The organism is Nocardioides potassii, from assembly GCF_021648885.1.
GTDB classification, from domain to species: domain Bacteria; phylum Actinomycetota; class Actinomycetes; order Propionibacteriales; family Nocardioidaceae; genus Nocardioides; species Nocardioides potassii.
Genome location: NZ_JAKJHZ010000010.1, coordinates 1 through 18,645 on the forward strand (window position 1 = coordinate 1; position 18,645 = coordinate 18,645).

Consider the following 18,645-nt stretch of genomic DNA (forward strand, 5'->3'; position numbering starts at 1 on the left):
CGGCTGACCACAGCCAGCTGGGCGACACGGTTTGTCGAGGTTGAAAGAGTTACGGCGGCCATAGCGAAACGGGAAACACCCGGTCCCATACCGAACCCGGAAGTTAAGCCTTTCAGCGCCGATGGTATTGCAACCGAGAGGTTGTGGGAGAGTAGGACGCCGCCGGACAACACTTGGCAGAGGCCACCAGTCATCTGGTGGCCTCTGCGTCATTTCACGCCCTGTGTGAGTACGGTGGCCCCTGGGCGGGGGCCGACACAGCAGAAGAGAGACGAAGGAGAGTGCGGCCGTGGCCGAGGACCGTCGAGGACAGCGACCTTCCCGAGGTGGCTCCGGAGCCGGACGCAGCAGCGCCGGCCGGGGCGGTGCGACCGGCGGCCGTGGCGGCTCGTCGTCACGCTCCGACGACTCCCGCGGTCGTGGCGGCAGCTCCCGCGGTGACGCGCCGCGCGGTGGCGCCCGCGGCGCCGGCGGCAAGGGCGGAGCGCCCACCCGTGGCGGCAACAAGGCGGCCAGTGGCAAGACCGGTGGCCGGGGCGGGCAGGATCGCGCCTTCCGTGGCCGGGCCGAGCCCAAGATCCGCACCGCTGACCAGGCGGAGTACGACGGTCCGCCCCTGCCGGAGCACGTGACCGGCGCCGAGCTGGACCGCGGCGTACGGGCGCAGCTGAAGGGCCTGCCCGAGAAGCTCGCCGCTCGCGTCGCGCGGCACCTCGCGGCCGCCGGCGTCCTGATCGACGAGGATCCCGAGCTCGCCTACCGCCACACGCTCGCCGCGCGCGCCCGCGCGTCACGACTGGCGGTCGTGCGTGAGGCGACGGGGGAGGCGGCCTACGCCGCCGGGCACTACGACGTCGCCCTCGCCGAGCTGCGTGCGGCGAAGCGGATGAACGGCGCCACCGACTACCTGCCGATCATGGCCGACTGCCACCGCGCGCTCGGCAACCCCGAGCAGGCCATCAAGCTGGCGAAGAGCCCGTCCGTCGCGAACTTCAGCACCGAGGCCAAGGCGGAGATGACTCTGGTCGAGGCCGGTGCCCGGCGCGACATGGGCCAGCTCGACGCGGCGCTCCGCACGCTCGAGCTCGCACCGCTCACCTCGAAGAGCCGCCAGCCGTGGGTGGTGCGGCTGCGCTACGCGTACGCCGACACCCTCGAGGCCGCCGGACGCGAGGCAGACGCCCTGGCATGGTTCCACCGCACGCACGCGATCGACTCCGAGGAGCTCACCGACGCTGCCGGGCGCGCGGACGCCCTGGAGAGCCGCCAGGCCTGACCCGTGGCGCGCTGGCGTTCCGGCGCACCATGGGTCACAATGGAGCCACTAATCACATACGTGTCACTCGACACCCGTCGAGCAACGACGACAGACCGCTGGGGAAGGCGCATCTGGAGCGTCGGAACTCAAGGAGGTCGTGGTGACCACACGCATTGCTTCCCGCCCGGACGGTCCGGGGACGAGGGGCATTCTCTACGTGCACTCTGCTCCCTCCGCACTCTGCCCGCACATCGAGTGGGCCGTGGGCGGAGTCCTCGGAGTTGCCGTCTCGCTCGACTGGACGCCGCAGCCTGCCCAGCCGGGCTCCTACCGCGCCGAGCTGTCGTGGACCGGTACGGCCGGTACGGCGGCCGCCGTCGCGTCGGCGCTGCGCGGGTGGAACCACCTCCGCTTCGAGATCACCGAGGAGCCGACGAGCTCCACGGAGGGCACGCGCTTCTCCTGCACGCCCGACCTCGGCATCTTCCACGCCATCACCGGACCGCACGGCGACATCCTCATCCCTGAGGACCGGCTCAAGGCCGCTGTCGTGAAGTCCGCGCTCGGTGACACCACCCTGCTCAACGAGATCGACGCACTCCTCGGCAAGCCGTGGGACGACGAGCTCGAGACCTTCCGGCACGCGGGTGAGGGCGCACCGGTGCGATGGCTGCACCAGGTCGTCTGAGGACTGCCGTCCATGGGTTGCGGCGACGCAGCCGGGAGGTCTCGGTCGGCCCCGCCTAGCTGGGCGACTCCGTCAGAGCGGGATGTTGCCGTGCCGCCCGCGGCGTACGCCGACGGTGTCGATCTCGTGCCGCATGGCGGCTGCGATCGCGCTGCGGGTGCGGACGGGCTCGACGACCTCGTCGACCACGCCGATCTCGACGGCCTTGTCGACCCCGCCGGCGATCCGCTCGTGCTCGGCAGCGAGCTCGGCCTCGACCTGCGGCCGGATCTCGGGGGAGACCTCGGCGAGCTTGCGACGGTGCAGCACGCGGATCGCGGCGACGGCGCCCATCACGGCGACCTCGGCGCCGGGCCACGCGAAGACGCGCGTGGCGCCGAGCGAGCGGGCGTTCATCGCGATGTAGGCGCCGCCGTAGGTCTTGCGGGTCACCAGCGTCACCCGCGGCACCACGCACTCGCCGAACGCGTGCAGGAGCTTGGCCCCACGTCGTACGACACCGTCCCACTCCTGGCCCACGCCGGGCAGGTAGCCCGGCACGTCGACGACGACGACGAGGGGGATGCCGAACGCGTCGCACATCCGCACGAAGCGCGAGGCCTTCTCGGCCGAGAGCGAGTCGAGGCAGCCGCCGAGCCGCAGCGGGTTGTTGGCCACCACGCCGACCGTACGGCCGCCGAAGCGACCCAGCGCGGTGACGATGTTGGGTGCCCAGCGTGCGTGGATCTCCTGCATGGTGCCCTCGTCGAGGAGGCTCTCGACGAGCGGGTGGACGTCGTAGGCGCGCTTCTTGGACTCGGGCAGGAGCTCGCTGAGGTCGCGGTCCTCGACCGCGTCGGCGTCCAGGCTGCCCTGTGCGCCGAGCAGCGCGGCGACCGTGCGGGCCTTGTCGAGCGCCTCGCGCTCGGACTCGGTGAGGATGTGGACCACGCCCGAGCGTCGGCCGTGCGGCTCGGGGCCGCCGAGACGCAGCATGTCGACGTCCTCGCCGGTGACCGAGCGGACGACGTCGGGACCGGTCACGAAGATCCGGCCCTCGGGTCCGAGGATGACGACGTCGGTGAGGGCGGGACCGTAGGCGGCTCCGCCGGCGGCGGGGCCGAGCACCACGGAGATCTGCGGGATCACGCCGGAGGCCTGGGTCATCACCTGGAAGATCCGGCCGACGGCGTGGAGTGACAGCACGCCCTCGGCGAGACGGGCCCCGCCTGAGTGCCAGAGCCCGATGATGGGCACGCCGTCGGTGATGGCGCGGTGGTAGGCGTCGACGACCACACGGCAGCCCAGGTCGCCCATGGCGCCGCCCATGACGGTCGCGTCGGAGCAGAAGGCCACGACCTGGGTGCCGTCGACGCGGCCGACCGCGGCGAGCATGCCCGAGTCGTCGTCGGGCGTGATCAGCTCGAGCGTGCCCTCGTCGAGGAGCGCCGTGAGCCGGTGGACCGGGTTGCGCGGGTCCTCCTCGCGGGGCAGCTTGGCGGGCTTGGCTGCGGGAGCGGCGGTGGTGGTCATCTGGGTCCTTCCGGGGTCCCCGCGGAGTTGTCTGCGGAGGAGCGAAGCGGGGGAGAGGAGAACTTCGTGGGGTGGATCGGGGTCAGACGGAGCCGAAGGCCACGGCGACGTTGGCGCCGCCGAACCCGAACGAGTTGTTCAGCGCGACGATGTCGCCCTCCGGCAGGTCGCGCTTCGACGTGGGGATGTCGAGGTCGACCTCGGGGTCCTTGTCGTCGAGGTTGATCGTCGGTGGGCTGACGCGGTCGTGGAGCGCCTTGACCGTGGCGACCGCCTCGAGGGCGCCGGCGCCGCCGAGCAGGTGGCCCGTCATCGACTTGGTGCTGGTGACGACGCAGCGGTCGACGTGCTCGCCGAGGACGGCGTGCAGCATGAGGCCCTCGGCGATGTCGCCCTTGGGCGTCGAGGTGGCGTGGGCGTTGACGTGGACGACCGTGGCCGGGTCGACGTCACCCTCGCGGAGCGCCATCTTGATGGCGCGGGTGCCGCCGCGACCCTCGGGGTCGGGTTGGGCGATGTCGTGGGCGTCGTTGCTGATGCCGGCGCCGCGGACCTCGGCGTAGATCGTCGCACCGCGGGCGCGGGCGTGCTCCTCGGACTCGAGGACCAGCACGGCGCCGCCCTCGCCGAGCACGAAGCCGTCGCGGGCGACGTCCCACGGGCGCGAGACGGACGCGGGGTCGCGGCCGTCGTCGCTGCTGGCGGTCTTGGACAGCGCCATCATGTTGGCAAAGGCGGCCATCGGCAGCGGGTGGATCGCGGCCTCGGTGCCGCCGGCGAGGACGACGTCGGCGCGGCCGAGGCGGATCAGGTCGATCGCCATCGCGATGGCCTCGTTGCCGGACGCGCAGGCCGAGGTGGGCGCGTGGACCGCTGCGCGGGCGCCGTACGCGAGGCTGACGTTGGCGGCCGGGGCGTTGGGCATGAGCATGGGGACGGCGAGCGGGGACACCCGGCGGGCGCCCTTCTCGAGCAGCGTGTCGTAGTTGGCGAGCAGCGTGGTGACGCCGCCGATGCCGGAGGCCAGCGCGACGCCGAGGCGCTCGGGCTCGAGGCCGGAGCCCTCGAGGCCGGCGTCGGCCCACGCCTGGTCGGCGGCGACCATGGCGAACTGGGTGGACCGGTCCCACCGCCGGGCCTTGACGCGCTCGAGCACCTCGGACGGGTCGACGGCGACGCGGCCGCCGATGCGCACCGGGAGGGTGTCGACCCACTCGTCGTCGAGGTAGCCGATGCCGGAGGTGCCGGCCAGCAGGGCCTGCCACGTCGAGGCGACGTCCCCACCGACAGGTGAGGTGGCGCCGAGTCCGGTGACGACTACGCGGGTCGAGGGCATCTGGTGGGGTTCCGTTCCGTGCGGTGGGGGGTGGTCTGCGTCCAGTGGCCACGGGGGCCGGCGCGGTGCCGGCCGCCCGTGACGTGCGGGAGAGCGAGCTGTTCGGGACTAGCCCTGCGAGCGCTCGATGAAGGCGACGGCGTCGCCGACGGTCTTGAGGTTCTTGACCTCGTCGTCGGGGATGGTCACGCCGAACTTCTCCTCGGCGGCCACGACGACCTCGACCATGGAGAGCGAGTCGACGTCGAGGTCGTCCACGAAGGACTTGTCCAGCTGGACGTCGTCGGCGTCGACGCCGGCCACCTCGTTGACGATGTCGGCGAGGTCGGCGCGGATTTCTTCGGTGGTGGCCATGGGGCCTTCCCTTCTTCTCGGTGGTGCTGGGTGGTCTGGGTGGGTGGAGGCGGGGGTGGTGCTGGGGTGCTGCTGGTCAGGGGACGGTGACGACCTGGGCGGCGTACGCCAGTCCGGCACCGAAGGCGATGAGGAGGGCCGTGTCGCCGCTGCGGGCCTCGCCCTCGAGCATCATGCGGTCGAGCGCGAGCGGGATGGACGCGGCCGAGCTGTTGCCCTGGTCGGCCACGTCGCGGGCGATCCTGACGGAGGCGGGCAGCTTCATCGACCGGGCCATCGCGTCGATGATGCGCATGTTGGCCTGGTGGGGCACGAAGACGTCGAGCTCGTCGATCGACACCCCGGCGACGTCGAGCGCCTGCTGGCCGACCTTGGCCATCGCGAACGACGCCCAGCGGAAGACCGGGTTGCCCTGCATCGTCAGGTGCGGCATCACGCCGGAGCCGGGCTGGTCGTCGCTGCCCACCACGTCGCGCCAGTCCTCGCGCTGGCGGATGAGGTCGAACTGCTCGCCGTCGGAGCCCCACACGACCGGGCCGATCGCGGGGGTGTCGCTGGGACCGACGACCGCGGCGCCGGCGCCGTCGGCGAAGATGAAGGCGGTGCCGCGGTCGGTGAGGTCGAGGATGTCGGTGAGCCGCTCGACGCCGATGACCAGGACGTGCTTGGCGCTGCCGGCGCGGACCATGTCGGAGGCCATCGCGATGCCGTGGCAGAAGCCGGCGCACGCGGCGGAGATGTCGAAGGCGGCCGCGCCGTCCGTGCCGAGCTCGTGGGCGATCGCCGTGGCGACCGCGGGCGTCTGCAGGAGGTGGCTGACGGTGGCGACGACGACGCAGTCGATCTCGGCGGCGGTGAGCCCGGCCCGCTCGATCGCGGTGCGCGAGGCCTCGACGGACATCATCTGCACGGACTCGTCGGGACCGGCCCAGCGGCGGGTCTTGATGCCGGAGCGCTGCTGGATCCACTCGTCGCTGGAGTCGATCGCGTCGACGACCTCGGAGTTGGGGACCAGGCGCGTGGGACGGTAGGAGCCCATGCCCATGATGCGCGCGTGGGGGGCGCCCGTCGGGGCGGTGATGGGAGCCATCAGTGCGTGCCCTCCGGGTGGAGGCGGAGCAGGGGCTGGCCGGGGGAGACCAGGTCGCCGTCCTCGACGAGCCACTCGACCACCGAGCCGCCGTGGGCGGCCTTGATGTCGGTGCGGTCGCGCAGGCTGGCCACGGCGCCGATCGTGGCACCGGCGCCCAGGACCTCGGCCTCGGCGGCCTGCGCGTCGAGGTGGAACGTGCCCTTGGCGGGGGAGACGACCATCCGCCAGGTCGGGGTGGTCTCGATCTGCGAGGCCTCACCGTGCTTGTCGCAGAACTCACGGGCCGCGTCGAGCTGGTCGGGCGTCTTGAGGGCGAAGGTCTCGACGCCCTTGAGCGCGCGCTTGGCGATGCCGGTCAGGGTGCCGGCGGGCGGCATCTCGAGGATGCCGGTGACGCCGAGGTCGCTCATCGTCTCCAGGCAGAGGTCCCAGCGCACGGGGTTGGCGATCTGGCCGACGATCCGGCGCAGCACGTCGCGTCCGTCGTGGACGACCTGGCCGTCGCGGTTGGAGATGACCGGGGTGCGTGGGTCGTGGGTGGACACCGAGCGGGCCAGCGAGGAGAGCCGGTCGACGGCGGGTGCCATGTGCGAGGTGTGGAAGGCGCCGGCGACGCTCAGCGGCATCAGGCGGGCCCTCTCCGGCCCGTCCTCGGCGAACGCCGCGAGCTGCTCCATCGTGCCGGCGGCGACCACCTGGCCGGGACCGTTGTCGTTGGCGGCGGTGAGGCCGTGGCGCTCGATCGCCGCGAGCACCTCGTCGCGGTCTCCTCCGAGGACCGCGGTCATGCCGGTGGCGGTCGTCGCGGCCGCGTCGGCCATCGCGTTGCCGCGCTCGCGCACCAGGACCATTGCCTGCTCGGCGGTGATGACCCGGGCGCCCGAGGCGGCGGTCAGCTCACCGACGCTGTGCCCGGCGACCGCACCGATGCGGGCGAAGGCGTCCGCCGGGTGCGGGAAGAGGTCGAGCGCCGCGACGAGGCCGGTGGCGACCAGCAGGGGCTGGGCGATCTTGGTGTCGCGGATGGTCTCCGCGTCGGCCTCGGTGCCGTAGTGGGCCAGGTCGATGCCGGCGACCGTGGCCAGCCAGTCGAACCGGGCGGCGAAGGTCGGGTCCTCCAGCCAGGGCGTGAGGAAGCCGGGGGTCTGGGCCCCCTGGCCGGGAGCGACGATGACGAGCACGAGGTCAACTGTGCCGGGTCGCCGGGGCGGGACGCGGGTCCGGCACCGACGAAACTCGCCCGCCAATCCTTGTAGGGTTCCTACAATTCCGTCCGGCCGGACTGACGCCCTAGGATCAGCGCCAGCTGGAGGGCGAAGGCCTCCCGGGGGCGGGTCGGCGACCAGCCCGTGACGTCGGTGACCTGGCGCAGCCGGTAGCGCACGGTGTTGGGGTGCACGAAGAGCGCGCGGGCCGTCCCCTCGATCGACCCGCCGTGCTCGAACCAGGCGGCGAGCGTCTCGAGCAGCGCGCCCCGCGTCGCGACCAGCGGCAGGTAGACATCGTCGACGAGGTGGCGGCGGGCGTGGCCGTCGCCGGCCAGCACGCGCTCGGGCAGCAGGTCGCGGCTCTCGACCGGCCGGGGGACGTCGGGCCACCCGCTGGCCGCCCGGTGGGCGGACAGCGCCGCGCGCGCCGACGCGCTGGCCTCGGCGAGGTCGGCGGTCACCGGGCCGACCACCACGGGCCCGTCGCCGAAGTGGTCGAGCAGCCGGGTCGCGGCCTTGAGCGGGTCGGTGACGCCGCCCAGCACGACGACCAGCCGGTCGCCCTGGATGGCGCACAGCGCGTCCATGTCGCCGGCGCGCGCCGAGCGTCGTACGGACTCGAAGACGTCGAGCTCCGCCCGGTGGGGAGGTACGGCGCCCAGCACGACGGCGACGTCGCCGTGGGCGCCCCAGCCGAGGGCGCTCGCGCGCGACAGCACGGTCTCGTCGGCCTCGGAGCGCACGACCGCGTCGACGACGAGCGCCTCGAGGCGGGCGTCCCACGCGCCGCGGGACTCTGCGGCGCGTGCGTAGACGGCCGCCGTGGCGAAGGCGACCTCGCGGGCGTAGAGGAGGACGGCGTCGTGCACCTCGCGGACGTCCTCGGGGTCGAGGATCGAGTCGATGTTGGTCTCGACCACGCGGATGCTGAGCCGGACCAGCTCGACGGTCTGCTGGAGCGAGATGACGCCGGTGAGCTCACGGGGTGCGGCGCCGAAGACGACGACGTCGAGCGGGTGGTGGACCGCGGCGTCGCCCTGTGCGCCGGCCTCGACGTCGTACCACTCCACGAAGCCGCGGATGCCGGCCTGGACGATGAGCCCGACCCACGACCGGTCCTCGGCGCTGAGGTCGTCGAACCACGGCAGGTCGCTCGCCATCCGCGCGGTCGCGGCCGTGCTGAGCTGCCCCGAGGAGCTGCGCAGGGCCTCGGCGGAGCGCCGGCGGGAGGCGGTCATGCCCCGACTGTAGTGCCGCACGGCGCGTAGTGGGATTCCCACGAAGGCGGGGGAACGGGCGTCAGGTCACGACTTGGCATCGTCACCGGGCGTGGAGGCCACGGGCGCCGATGCTCTGGTTGAATCGCCAACCTGTCCCTCCGTCCGGTCGGGACCCGTGCCGGTTCGAGAGGTGGAGGTCGAGTGCCCCGACGCAGCAGCCCGCAGGTCCAGCACGCGGTCATCCACGGCCACCGGCGCGCCTACGTACGGATGGGATCGGGCCCGGCGCTCCTGCTGCTGCACGGCCTCGGCTGCGACCACACGACCTGGGCGCCGGTGATGGAGTCGCTCGCGCGCACCCACACCGTCATCGCGCCCGACCTGCTCGGCCACGGCGAGTCCGACAAGCCGCGGGCGGACTACAGCCTCGGCGGTTATGCCAACGGCATGCGGGACCTGCTCACCGTGCTCGGCATCGACCGCGTCACCGTCGTCGGCCACAGCTTCGGCGGCGGGGTGGCGATGCAGTTCGCCTACCAGTTCCCCGAGCGTGCCGAGCGGCTCGTGCTCGTGGCCTCCGGCGGCCTCGGCCCCGAGGTCAGCCCGGCGATCCGCGCGATCACGACGCCCGGCTTCCACCAGGTGATGTCCGTGCTGGCCGCGCCCGGCGTGCGGCACGTGACGACTGCTGCGATGCGCGTGCTCGCGGCCACCGGCATCAGCCAGCTGCGCGACCTCGACGAGGTCGCCGACATCTACGACTCGTTCAAGGACCCGCGGGCGCGGGCGGCGATCGCGCACGTCGTGCGGGCCGTCGTCGACTGGCGCGGCCAGGTCGTCACGATGGCCGACCGCGCCTACCTGACCGAGGCGATGCCGATGTGCGTCGTGTGGGGCTCGGACGACCAGGTCATCCCGGTCTCGCACGCCAGCAACGCGAGCGCGCTCGCGCCGACGGCCCGGGTCGAGGTGCTGCCCAACGCCGGCCACTTCCCGCACAAGGACCACCCCGAGCGCTTCGCCAGGATCGTGCGCGACTTCATCCGCTCGACCGAGCCCAGCCACTACGACCGCGAGCGCTGGCGCGAGCTCCTCGACGAGGGCGCAGCGGTGCAGCCCGTCCAGGCGCAGGCCGGCTCGGCGCCGGTACGTCCCGTGCACTCCGTACGACGCGCAGCCGGCGCCTGACGCCGTACGACGCTCAGCCCCAGTTGGCGGCGTCGGTCAGGCAGAAGGGGTGGCCGGCCGGGTCGATGAGGACCTTCCAGGTCTCGCCGGGCTGCGGGTCGGCGAGCGTGGCGCCGAGCTCGACGGCGCGGTCGGCCATCGCGTCGATGTCGTCGACCGCGAGGTCGAGGTGGAACTGCTTGCGTCCGCTGTCGGGCCAGCTCGGCGGCTGGTGGTCGTCGGTGCGCCCGAGCCCGAGCGCCGGGCTGCCGTCCGGGCCGGTGAGCATCGCGTAGTCATCGGTGCTGGCCGCGACCTCCCAGCCGAGCAGGGCGGACCAGAAGTCGGCGGACGGCTTCACCTCCGCGCAGTCCAGCGTCACCATCGCGATCCGTGCGGTCTTGTCCGGCACTGTTCCTCCTCGTGGGTCGGGTTCGCGACCAGCCTCCTCCGTCACGACGTGCGTGGCTTGGACAAAGGCGACAGCCGCTGTCGGCGCGCCCGCCTAGGTTGGCGTCGTGCCATCCCGTACCGCTCGCGTCCAGGCAGCCGTGCTGCGTCCGAGCACCGCCGAGCAGCGGATCCGGGTCGGGCGGATCGAGCCGGACGTCGACCTCGCCCACCTCGTCGACTACTTCTGGTGGGTCCGCTGGGACACGCCAGAGCCCCACGAGCAGGAGGTGGTGCCGCGACCGGTGGTGCACGTGTCCGCCGAGCTCGTGGCAGGCGAGCCGCGTCTTCTGGTCAACGGGGTGCGCCCGCGCATGTTCAGCCGTCGGTTGGAAGGTCAGGGGCAGACGATCGCGGCCGGGTTCAGGCCGGCGGGGTTCCGGCCGTTCCTCCGGGGTGACGTCGGCGACCTCGAGGGACGTGAGGCCACGGTGGCTGACGTCCTCGGGGTGGACGACCGCGCCGTGGCGGCCACGGTGCTGGCCAGCGAGCGGCCGGAGGACGGCGCTGCGGTGCTGGCCGCCTGGCTGCGCCGGCTCGAGCCCGAGACCGACCCAAAGGTCGAGGAGCTGGCGACGCTGGTCGAGCGAGCCGAGGAGGACACCGACCTGGTGCGGGCCGAGCAGCTCGCCGAGATCGCCGGCACGAGCCTGCGCACCCTCCAGCGACGCTTCCACTCGCACGTCGGGATCGGGCCCAAGTGGGTCGTGCAACGGTTCCGGCTGCTCGACGTGGTGTCGGCCGCGCACGGGGAGGCCGACGTCGACTGGGCAGGGCTCGCGGCCCGCCTCGGCTACGCCGACCAGTCGCACCTGATCCGGGCCTTCACGCAGCTGGTGGGCCACCCTCCCGCCGCTTACGCGAAGGAGGCGTAGCCCACCAGTGGTGCGGGGTGACGCTCAGGCGTCGCCGCCCTCCTGCTTGATGTCCTTCGTCGCGGTCGGGTCGTCGATCTTGTAGCGCTCGGAGGCCTCGACGACCTTCGACTGCTCGATCTCGCCCGCGTCGGCCAGCGCCTGGAGGGCCTGGACGACGACGCTGACGGCGTCGATGTGGAAGAAGCGGCGGGCTGCCGGACGGGTGTCGGCGAAGCCGAAGCCGTCGGCGCCGAGGACGCGGTAGTCCTGCGGCACCCAGCGCGCGATCTGCAGCGGGACGGCCCGCATGTAGTCGGACACGGCAACGACCGGGCCGGGCGCACCGGCGAGCTTGTCCGCGACGTAGGCCGTGCGGCGCTCCTCCCCGGGGTGGAGCAGGTTCCACTGCTCGGCCGCGGCACCGTCGCGCGCCAGCTCGTTCCACGACGTGACCGACCACAGGTCCGACCTCACGCCCCAGTCCTCGGCGAGAATCCGCGCGGCCTCGTCGATCCACGGGTAGCCGACGCCGGAGGCCATCAGCTGGACCCGCGGGCCGTCGCCCTCAGCGGTCGAGACGCGGTGGATGCCCTTGAGGATGCCCTCGCGGTCGACGTCGGACGGCTCGGCCGGCATGGAGACCGGCTCGTTGTAGACGGTGAGGTAGTAGATGACGTCCTCACCCTGGCCGTCGGGCCCGCCGGAGCCGTACATCCGCTCGAGGCCGTCCTGCATGATGTGCGCGATCTCGTAGGAGAACGCCGGGTCGTAGTGGACGACCGCCGGGTTGGTCGAGGCGAGCAGCGGCGAGTGCCCGTCCGCGTGCTGCAGGCCTTCGCCCGTGAGCGTCGTACGACCCGCGGTGGCGCCGATGAGGAAGCCGCGGGCGAGCTGGTCGGCCATCGCCCAGATCGAGTCGCCCGTGCGCTGGAAGCCGAACATCGAGTAGAAGATGTAGAACGGGATCATGTGCTCGCCGTGCGTGGAGTACGCCGACCCGGCGGCCGTGGCCGACGCCATCGCACCCGCCTCGGAGATGCCCTCGTGGAGCATTTGGCCCTGCGCCGACTCCTTGTAGGAGAGCAGCATCTTGCGGTCGACCGACTCGTACTGCTGGCCGCCCGGGTTGTAGACCTTGGCGCTCGGGAACATGGAGTCCATGCCGAACGTGCGGTACTCGTCGGGCGCGATCGGCACGACCCGCTCGCCGATCTCGGGGTCCTTCATCCAGTCGCGCAGCAGGCGGACGACGGCCATCGTGGAGGCGAACTTGTTCTTGCCCGAGCCCTGCTTGAGCTCGGCGTAGAGCTCGTCGCCGGGCAGCTTGAGCGCGGTGGCGCGGTTGACGCGGCGGGGGATCGAGCCGCCGAGGGCCTTGCGGCGCTCGAGCATGTACTCGATCTCGGGTGCGTCGGCGCCCGGGTGGAAGAACGGCGCGCCGCCGGTGTTCTCGTAGGACTCCTCGAGGTCGCGGTCGCTGATCGGCAGGTAGAGCCGGTCGCGGAACTTCTTGAGGTCCGGGAGGGTCAGCTTCTTCATCTGGTGGGTGGCGTTCTTGCCCTCCAGCGCGTCGATCGTCCAGCCCTTGATCGTGTGGGCCAGGATCACGGTCGGCTGACCGGTGTGCTTGGTCGCGGCGTCGAAGGCGGCGTACACCTTGCGGTAGTCGTGGCCACCGCGCGGCAGCTTCTCGATCTGCTGGTCCGACATGTGCTCGACCATCTTGCGCAGGCGCGGGTCGCCCCCGAAGAAGTGCTCGCGGACGTAGGCGCCGTCCTCGGTCGAGTACGTCTGGAACTGGCCGTCGGGCGTGGAGTTCATCCGGTTGACCAGGACGCCGTCGACGTCGCGCGCCAGCAGCGCGTCCCACTCGCGGCCCCACACGACCTTGATGACGTTCCAGCCGGCACCGCGGAAGTTGGCCTCGAGCTCCTGGATGATCTTGCCGTTGCCCGTGACCGGACCGTCGAGCTGCTGCAGGTTGCAGTTGATCACCCAGGTGAGGTTGTCGAGCTCCTCGCGTGCGGCCACGCGGATCGCGCCGAGCGACTCCGGCTCGGCCATCTCGCCGTCGCCCATGAACGCCCAGACGTGCTGCTGCTTGGTGTCCTTGATGCCGCGGTTGTCGAGGTAGCGGTTGAACCGCGCCTGGTAGATCGAGCCGATGGCGGTGAGGCCCATCGACACGGTCGGGAACTCCCAGAAGTCGGGCATGAGCCGCGGGTGGGGGTACGACGGCAGGCCGGCGCCCTTGCCGTGCTGGACCTCCTGGCGGAAGCGGTAGAGCTGCTCCTCGCTGAGGCGGCCCTCGAGGAACGCACGGGCGTAGACGCCCGGCGAGCCGTGGCCCTGGATGTAGATCTGGTCGCCGCCACCCTCGTGGTCCTTGCCGCGGAAGAAGTGGTTGAAGCCGACCTCGTAGAGGCTCGCCGACGACTGGTAGGTGGCGATGTGGCCGCCGACCTCGAGGCCCTTGCGGTTGGCCGAGGACACCATGACGGCCGCGTTCCAGCGGATGAAGGCGCGGATGCGGCGCTCGGTCTCCTCGTCCCCGGGGAACCACGGCTCGCGCTCCGGAGGGATCGTGTTGATGTAGTCGGTCGAGCGCAGGGCCGGGACGCCGACCTGCTTCTCACGGGCGCGCTCGAGCAGGCGCAGCATCACGTAGCGGGCCCGGTCGCGGCCCCGGTCGTCGAGCAGCGCGTCGAAGGACGCGAGCCACTCCTGGGTCTCGTCGGGGTCGATGTCGGGCAGCTGGGTCGGCAGGCCCTCGTGGATCACCGACGCGATCCCGGGGTTCTTGCTCACCTTGTCGTCGGACTTCTCGGCGTCACTCACCCGCTCATCGTGTCACGCGTGTCGGCGCCAAGAAATCTACCCGCGGGTAGTCCCGCGCCCGGTCCCCAGCGGCGTCCGTACGACGGCTCCTCGCGGCCCCGACGCCAGACCACCTGACGGGCCGGGGTTGCGGCGCATCCGGTGTTCCTGTGGACTATGGGGCACCTCGGCGGGCAGTCCGTCGCGGACCCGGACATCGGAGGCACAGCGTGAGCTCGACGGTGGGCGACAGCGCCCAGGCGACCGGCATGGGGGACCGTCTCGGTCTCAAGCCCGGCATGGTCGTGCAGGAGCTCGGCTGGGACGAGGACACCGACGACGAGCTGCGGGTCGCGGTCGAGGACGCCATCGACGCCGACATGGTCGACGGCGACTACGGCAACGTCGTGGACGCGGTGCTGCTGTGGTGGCGCGACGACGACGGTGACCTGGTCGACGGGCTCGTCGACGCGCTGACCGACCTCGTCGGCGGCGGCTCGATCTGGCTGCTCACGCCCAAGGTCGGCCGCTCCGGCACCGTCGACCCCGCCGACGTCACCGAGGCCGCGCCGATCGCCGGCCTCTCGCAGACCACGACCGCAGCCGTCAGCAAGGACTGGCAGGCCACGCGACTGGTCGCGCCGAAGACCCCCGCGTGAGCGGGCGCGACCTGGCCGGGACGATCTCCGGCACCCTGTCCGGCGCGGCCACGACCGTCCGCGTGCTCGGCAGGGCCGGCGTCATCCGGCCCTACGGACCCCGGACGCTCGCCAGCATCGGCCTCACCGTCGCGCGGTGGGGGACCGGTCCCGCCGGCGGCTTCGCCACGCTGGCCGCCCGCTCGCCCCACCAGGTGGGGATCATCGACGAGCTCGGTGAGCTCACCTGGGGCGAGCTGCAGCGTCGGTCCAACTCGCTGGCCCGCGCGCTCGCGGAGCGTGGCGTCCAGGAGGGCGACTCGGTCGCGGTGATGTGCCGCAACCACCGCGGGTTCGTCGACATCTCGATCGCCGTCGCCAAGCTCGGCGCGGACCTCCTCTACCTCAACACCGCCTTCGCCGGACCGCAGCTCGTCGACGTCCTCGAGCGCGAGGCGCCGACCCTCGTCGTGCACGACGAGGAGTTCACCGGTCTGCTCTCCGGCGCCCACGTCGAGAAGCGGCTCCTCGCCTGGACGGACGGTGACACCGGACCCGACGGCCTCGAGACGCTCGAGCAGCTCGTGACGTCGTACGACGAGAGCGACCTGCAGCCGCCCGACCGCCACGCCCGCATCGTGATCCTCACCAGCGGGACGACCGGCACGCCGAAGGGCGCGCCCCGCAACGAGGCCGGCATCGACGCGGCGGTGTCGCTGCTGTCGCGGATGCCGCTGCGCGCCGGGTGGCGCACGCACATCGCTGCGCCGCTCTTCCACACGTGGGGCTTCGCCCACCTGGCGCTCGCGATGCTGCTCGGCTCGACCGTCGTGCTGCGGCGCTCGTTCGACCCGGAGACCGCGCTGCGGACCACGCAGGACGAGCGCTGCCAGTCGATGGTGGTCATCCCCGTCATGCTGCAGCGGATGCTGGCGCTCGACAGCGAGGTGCTCGACCGGATCGACCTGTCGCGCGTCAAGGTCGTCGCGTCGTCCGGCTCGGCCCTGCCCGCGACGCTGGCCGAGGCGTGGATGGACCGCTTCGGCGACAACCTCTACAACATCTACGGCTCGACCGAGGTGGCCTACGCCTCGATCGCGACGCCGGAGGACCTGCGCGCCGACCCGTCGTCGGCGGGCAAGCCGCCCTACGGCACGGTCGTGAAGATCCTCGGCGAGGACGGCGAGGAGCTCCCGCAGGGGGAGACCGGACGCATCTTCGTCGGCAACGGCCTGCTCTTCGAGGGCTACACCAACGGCGGGCACAAGGAGGTCGTCGACGGCCTGATGTCGTCCGGCGACGTCGGCTACTACGACGAGGCCGGCCGCCTCCACGTCGCCGGCCGCGACGACGACATGATCGTCTCCGGCGGCGAGAACGTCTTCCCGCAGGAGGTCGAGGACTGCCTCGTCGCCCACGAGCACGTGCGCGAGGTCGCGGCGATCGGCGTCGAGGACCCCGACTACGGCCAGCGGCTGCGGGCCTTCGTGGTCCGCTCGGGTGACGTCACCGAGGAGCAGCTGCGCGACCACGTGAAGGCCCACCTGGCGCGCTTCAAGGTGCCGCGCGACATCGTGTTCCTCGACGAGCTGCCACGCAACGCGACCGGCAAGGTGCTCAAGCGCGAGCTGGCCGACGCCGGCGCCGACGCAGATGGGGACCAGGGTTGACGCGCGAGGGGCTGTGCATCGGTGACGAGGCCCCCGACTTCCAGCTGCGCGACCAGTTCGGGCAGGACGTGCGGCTCAGCGACTTCCGCGGCCGCAAGGCCGTCGCGCTGATGTTCTTCCCGTTCGCCTTCAGCGGCGTCTGCACCGGCGAGCTGTCGGGTGTGCGTGACCGGCTCGACGAGTTCCTGACCTTCGACACCGAGGTGCTCGCGCTGTCGTGCGACCCGGTCTACGCGCTGCGGACGTTCGCGGAGGCGGAGGGGCTCAACTTCCCGCTGCTCTCCGACTTCTGGCCCCACGGCGAGGTGGCCTCGGCCTACGAGGTCTTCGACGCGAGGAAGGGTGCCCCGCGCCGGTCGTCGTACGTCGTGGACCGGCAGGGCCGCCTGCGGTGGTCGGTGCACAACGCCAACCCCGACGGGCGCGACCTCGACGAGCACCTGCGCGAGCTCCACGCGGCCGCCTCCTGAGGCTCCTGCTGGGCGTGGATCCCGCCTCCGGTCTAGACCGATCGGGGACGTTTTGGCGATTCCCTCACGGGTCTTGGGCGGTCGTGTAATCTTCTTCTTGTTGAGCCGCTGGTGACCCGAGACGCCAGCGGCTCAACTCATTTCATTTCAGGGCCGGCCGCCCGTTTCGGCGGCGCCTCGCGGCTCCCGTAGTGTGTGCCGTCCCGCGTCGGTAGCTCAGCGGTAGAGCACTCGGTTTACACCCGAGCGGTCGGCGGTTCGAAACCGTCCCGACGCACCACCGATCTCACGTGATCTCGCCAGATCCCGTCCCGCTTCGACCATCCCGGCGCCAACCAGCGCGTGCCAGAGTGGGCGCATGATCGTCCCCTTCAGCGTCTCCGACTTCATCGAGCGCGCCGCCGCGGTCTACGGCGATCGCACCGGCGCCACCGACGAGCCCGACCAGCCCGCCGCGCCCCTCGGCGACGGGGGCAGGCTCACCTACCGCGAGATGTACGACCTCGCGCAGCGGCAGGCGGCCAAGCTCGACGAGCTCGGCCTCGAGGTCGGCGACCGGGTCGCCGTGCTGAGCCACAACTCGTCGCGACTGCTGACGTCGTTCTTCGGCGTGTGCGGCTCCGGCCGCGTGCTGGTGCCGATCAACTTCCGGCTGCGGCCCGACGAGATCTCCTACATCGTCGCCCACTCCGGCGCCCGCGTGCTCTACGTCGACCCTGAGCTCGTCGACACGGTCAAGGGCATCGACGTGGAGCGGACCTTCGTGCTGGGCGAGGACGAGTCGATGTTCGCCGCGCCCGGCACCAAGCCGCGCACCTGGGAGCCGGACGAGAACGCGACCGCCACTATCAACTACACCTCCGGCACGACTGCGCGGCCCAAGGGCGTGCAGCTGACGCACCGCAACCTCTGGACCAACGCGGTGACCTTCGGCCTCCATGCCGGCGTCACCGACCGCGACGTCTACCTCCACACGCTGCCGATGTTTCACGCCAACGGCTGGGGGATGCCGTTCGCGATGACCGGGCTCGGGGTGCCGCAGGTCGTGCTCCGCAAGGTGGACGGCGCCGAGATCCTGCGCCGCGTGGAGCAGCACGGCGTGACGGTGATGTGCGCCGCGCCGGCGGTGGCCGCGGCGGTGCTCGAGGCCGCGCAGACGTGGGAGGGCGAGATCCCGGGCCGCGACCGGGTGCGGATCATCATGGCCGGAGCTCCCCCGCCGACGAAGACGATCGTGCGCGTGGAGGAGGAGCTCGGCTGGGAGTTCATGCAGATCTACGGCCTCACCGAGACCTCCCCGCTGCTCACCGTGAACCGCTCGCGCTCGGAGTGGGACGACGACCCGGCCGAGGAGAAGGCCCGCAAGCTCACCCGCGCCGGCGCGCCTGCCATCGGCGTACGGCTCCAGGTGGACGAGCAGGGCGAGGTGCTGGCCCGGTCCAACGTCATCCTCGACGGCTACTGGGAGCGGCCCGACGAGACCAGCGCCGCGCTGCGCGACGGGTGGTTCCACACCGGAGACGGCGGCACGATCGGCGACGACGGGTACCTCACGATCAGCGACCGCAAGAAGGACGTCATCATCACCGGCGGTGAGAACGTCTCGTCGATCGAGGTCGAGGACGTCCTGTTCTCGCACCCGGCGGTGGCCGAGGTCGCCGTCATCGGCGTGCCGAGCGAGAAGTGGGGCGAGACCATCAAGGCGCTCGTCGTGCTCGCGGAGGGGCAGAGCGCGGACGAGGCCGAGCTGATCGCCTGGTGCAAGGACAAGGCCGCCGGCTACAAGGCGCCGACCTCGATCGAGTTCCGCGACGAGCTGGCCCGGACCGCGACCGGCAAGCTGCAGAAGTTCAAGCTGCGGCAGCCCTACTGGGAGGGCCAGGAGCGGCAGGTCAACTAGCCTCCCC

At 71.9% G+C, this 18,645-nt stretch carries 16 protein-coding genes, 1 tRNA gene and 1 rRNA gene; 10 read left to right on the plus strand and 8 right to left on the minus strand.

The annotated features are described in order from the left end of the window. The first annotated feature begins 50 nt into the window (after nucleotides 1-50). The 3 genes from rrf to L2K70_RS16195 all read left to right on the plus strand — a co-directional run bounded on the left by rrf (nucleotide 51) and on the right by L2K70_RS16195 (nucleotide 1,946). Nucleotides 51-168: ribosomal RNA gene (gene rrf / locus L2K70_RS16185) — 5S ribosomal RNA — on the plus strand. A 121-nt stretch (nucleotides 169-289) separates the two neighbouring features. Next, on the plus strand, nucleotides 290-1,276 hold the full coding sequence (locus L2K70_RS16190; protein ID WP_236403538.1) for a tetratricopeptide repeat protein: 987 nt from the start codon (nucleotides 290-292) through the stop codon (nucleotides 1,274-1,276). Nucleotides 1,277-1,466: 190 nt separating this feature from the next. Then, nucleotides 1,467-1,946 carry a DUF3145 domain-containing protein gene (locus L2K70_RS16195; RefSeq protein WP_129479707.1) on the plus strand — a complete coding sequence of 160 codons (480 nt, stop codon included), beginning with the start codon at nucleotides 1,467-1,469 and terminating at the stop codon, nucleotides 1,944-1,946. Between the two features lie 72 nt (nucleotides 1,947-2,018). Here the strand turns inward: L2K70_RS16195 and L2K70_RS16200 are convergent, their stop codons facing one another. From L2K70_RS16200 to L2K70_RS16225, 6 genes are all read right to left on the minus strand, one after another. Next, complete coding sequence (locus L2K70_RS16200; RefSeq protein WP_236403539.1) at nucleotides 2,019-3,458, minus strand: acyl-CoA carboxylase subunit beta; 1,440 nt, start codon at nucleotides 3,456-3,458, stop codon at nucleotides 2,019-2,021. Between the two features lie 82 nt (nucleotides 3,459-3,540). Further along, nucleotides 3,541-4,794: a beta-ketoacyl-[acyl-carrier-protein] synthase family protein gene (locus L2K70_RS16205; protein ID WP_236403542.1), complete on the minus strand. Its 1,254-nt coding sequence runs from the start codon at nucleotides 4,792-4,794 to the stop codon at nucleotides 3,541-3,543. Nucleotides 4,795-4,902: 108 nt separating this feature from the next. Beyond that, nucleotides 4,903-5,148 (minus strand): acyl carrier protein, encoded by a 246-nt coding sequence (locus L2K70_RS16210; protein WP_056599877.1) that lies wholly within the window; start codon nucleotides 5,146-5,148, stop codon nucleotides 4,903-4,905. 76 nt (nucleotides 5,149-5,224) lie between these two features. Then, nucleotides 5,225-6,238, minus strand: a complete 1,014-nt coding sequence (locus tag L2K70_RS16215) for a beta-ketoacyl-ACP synthase III (protein WP_236403551.1) — start codon at nucleotides 6,236-6,238, stop codon at nucleotides 5,225-5,227. Next, on the minus strand, nucleotides 6,238-7,422 hold the full coding sequence (locus L2K70_RS16220) for an acyltransferase domain-containing protein (RefSeq protein WP_236403554.1): 1,185 nt from the start codon (nucleotides 7,420-7,422) through the stop codon (nucleotides 6,238-6,240). Before L2K70_RS16220 ends, L2K70_RS16215 begins: the two co-directional genes overlap by 1 nt. 80 nt (nucleotides 7,423-7,502) lie before the next feature. Next, on the minus strand, nucleotides 7,503-8,687 hold the full coding sequence (locus tag L2K70_RS16225) for a PucR family transcriptional regulator (protein ID WP_236403557.1): 1,185 nt from the start codon (nucleotides 8,685-8,687) through the stop codon (nucleotides 7,503-7,505). A 183-nt stretch (nucleotides 8,688-8,870) separates the two neighbouring features. Between L2K70_RS16225 and L2K70_RS16230 the strand changes: the two genes are divergently transcribed. Further along, nucleotides 8,871-9,857, plus strand: coding sequence for an alpha/beta fold hydrolase (locus L2K70_RS16230; RefSeq protein ID WP_236403559.1), 987 nt, complete (start codon nucleotides 8,871-8,873; stop codon nucleotides 9,855-9,857). 13 nt (nucleotides 9,858-9,870) lie between these two features. Here L2K70_RS16230 and L2K70_RS16235 read toward each other — a convergent pair whose 3' ends face one another. Beyond that, entirely contained in the window at nucleotides 9,871-10,248 is a 378-nt protein-coding gene (locus L2K70_RS16235; RefSeq protein ID WP_236403565.1) for a VOC family protein, read from the minus strand. A 106-nt stretch (nucleotides 10,249-10,354) separates the two neighbouring features. On the opposite strand from L2K70_RS16235, the gene L2K70_RS16240 reads away from it, so the two are divergent. Further along, nucleotides 10,355-11,161: a helix-turn-helix domain-containing protein gene (locus tag L2K70_RS16240; protein ID WP_236403566.1), complete on the plus strand. Its 807-nt coding sequence runs from the start codon at nucleotides 10,355-10,357 to the stop codon at nucleotides 11,159-11,161. A gap of 24 nt (nucleotides 11,162-11,185) precedes the next feature. Here the strand turns inward: L2K70_RS16240 and aceE are convergent, their stop codons facing one another. Continuing rightward, nucleotides 11,186-13,981, minus strand: a complete 2,796-nt coding sequence (gene aceE / locus L2K70_RS16245) for a pyruvate dehydrogenase (acetyl-transferring), homodimeric type (RefSeq protein ID WP_308195836.1) — start codon at nucleotides 13,979-13,981, stop codon at nucleotides 11,186-11,188. Between the two features lie 248 nt (nucleotides 13,982-14,229). Here aceE and L2K70_RS16250 point away from each other — a divergent pair, with 248 nt between their 5' ends. From L2K70_RS16250 to L2K70_RS16270, 5 genes are all read left to right on the plus strand, one after another. Continuing rightward, entirely contained in the window at nucleotides 14,230-14,619 is a 390-nt protein-coding gene (locus tag L2K70_RS16250) for a DUF3052 domain-containing protein (protein WP_236404676.1), read from the plus strand. After that, on the plus strand, nucleotides 14,616-16,268 hold the full coding sequence (locus L2K70_RS16255; RefSeq protein ID WP_236403569.1) for an AMP-binding protein: 1,653 nt from the start codon (nucleotides 14,616-14,618) through the stop codon (nucleotides 16,266-16,268). Before L2K70_RS16250 ends, L2K70_RS16255 begins: the two co-directional genes overlap by 4 nt. Further along, nucleotides 16,265-16,738 (plus strand): peroxiredoxin, encoded by a 474-nt coding sequence (locus L2K70_RS16260; protein WP_236403570.1) that lies wholly within the window; start codon nucleotides 16,265-16,267, stop codon nucleotides 16,736-16,738. Before L2K70_RS16255 ends, L2K70_RS16260 begins: the two co-directional genes overlap by 4 nt. 205 nt (nucleotides 16,739-16,943) lie before the next feature. Next, nucleotides 16,944-17,018: transfer RNA gene (locus L2K70_RS16265), tRNA-Val, on the plus strand. A gap of 78 nt (nucleotides 17,019-17,096) precedes the next feature. Next, nucleotides 17,097-18,638, plus strand: a complete 1,542-nt coding sequence (locus L2K70_RS16270; RefSeq protein ID WP_236403575.1) for an AMP-binding protein — start codon at nucleotides 17,097-17,099, stop codon at nucleotides 18,636-18,638. Nucleotides 18,639-18,645 lie beyond the last annotated feature (7 nt).

What these genes read in the sequence shown, in the direction of transcription:
- L2K70_RS16200 (WP_236403539.1), bottom strand. Translation starts at nt 3,458, where the DNA reads ATGACCACCACCGCCGCTCCCGCAGCCAAGCCCGCCAAGCTGCCCCGC.
- L2K70_RS16210 (WP_056599877.1), bottom strand. Translation starts at nt 5,148, where the DNA reads ATGGCCACCACCGAAGAAATCCGCGCCGACCTCGCCGACATCGTCAAC.
- L2K70_RS16270 (WP_236403575.1), top strand. Translation starts at nt 17,097, where the DNA reads ATGATCGTCCCCTTCAGCGTCTCCGACTTCATCGAGCGCGCCGCCGCG.
- L2K70_RS16225 (WP_236403557.1), bottom strand. Translation starts at nt 8,687, where the DNA reads ATGACCGCCTCCCGCCGGCGCTCCGCCGAGGCCCTGCGCAGCTCCTCG.
- L2K70_RS16205 (WP_236403542.1), bottom strand. Translation starts at nt 4,794, where the DNA reads ATGCCCTCGACCCGCGTAGTCGTCACCGGACTCGGCGCCACCTCACCT.
- L2K70_RS16215 (WP_236403551.1), bottom strand. Translation starts at nt 6,238, where the DNA reads ATGGCTCCCATCACCGCCCCGACGGGCGCCCCCCACGCGCGCATCATG.
- L2K70_RS16250 (WP_236404676.1), top strand. Translation starts at nt 14,230, where the DNA reads ATGGGGGACCGTCTCGGTCTCAAGCCCGGCATGGTCGTGCAGGAGCTC.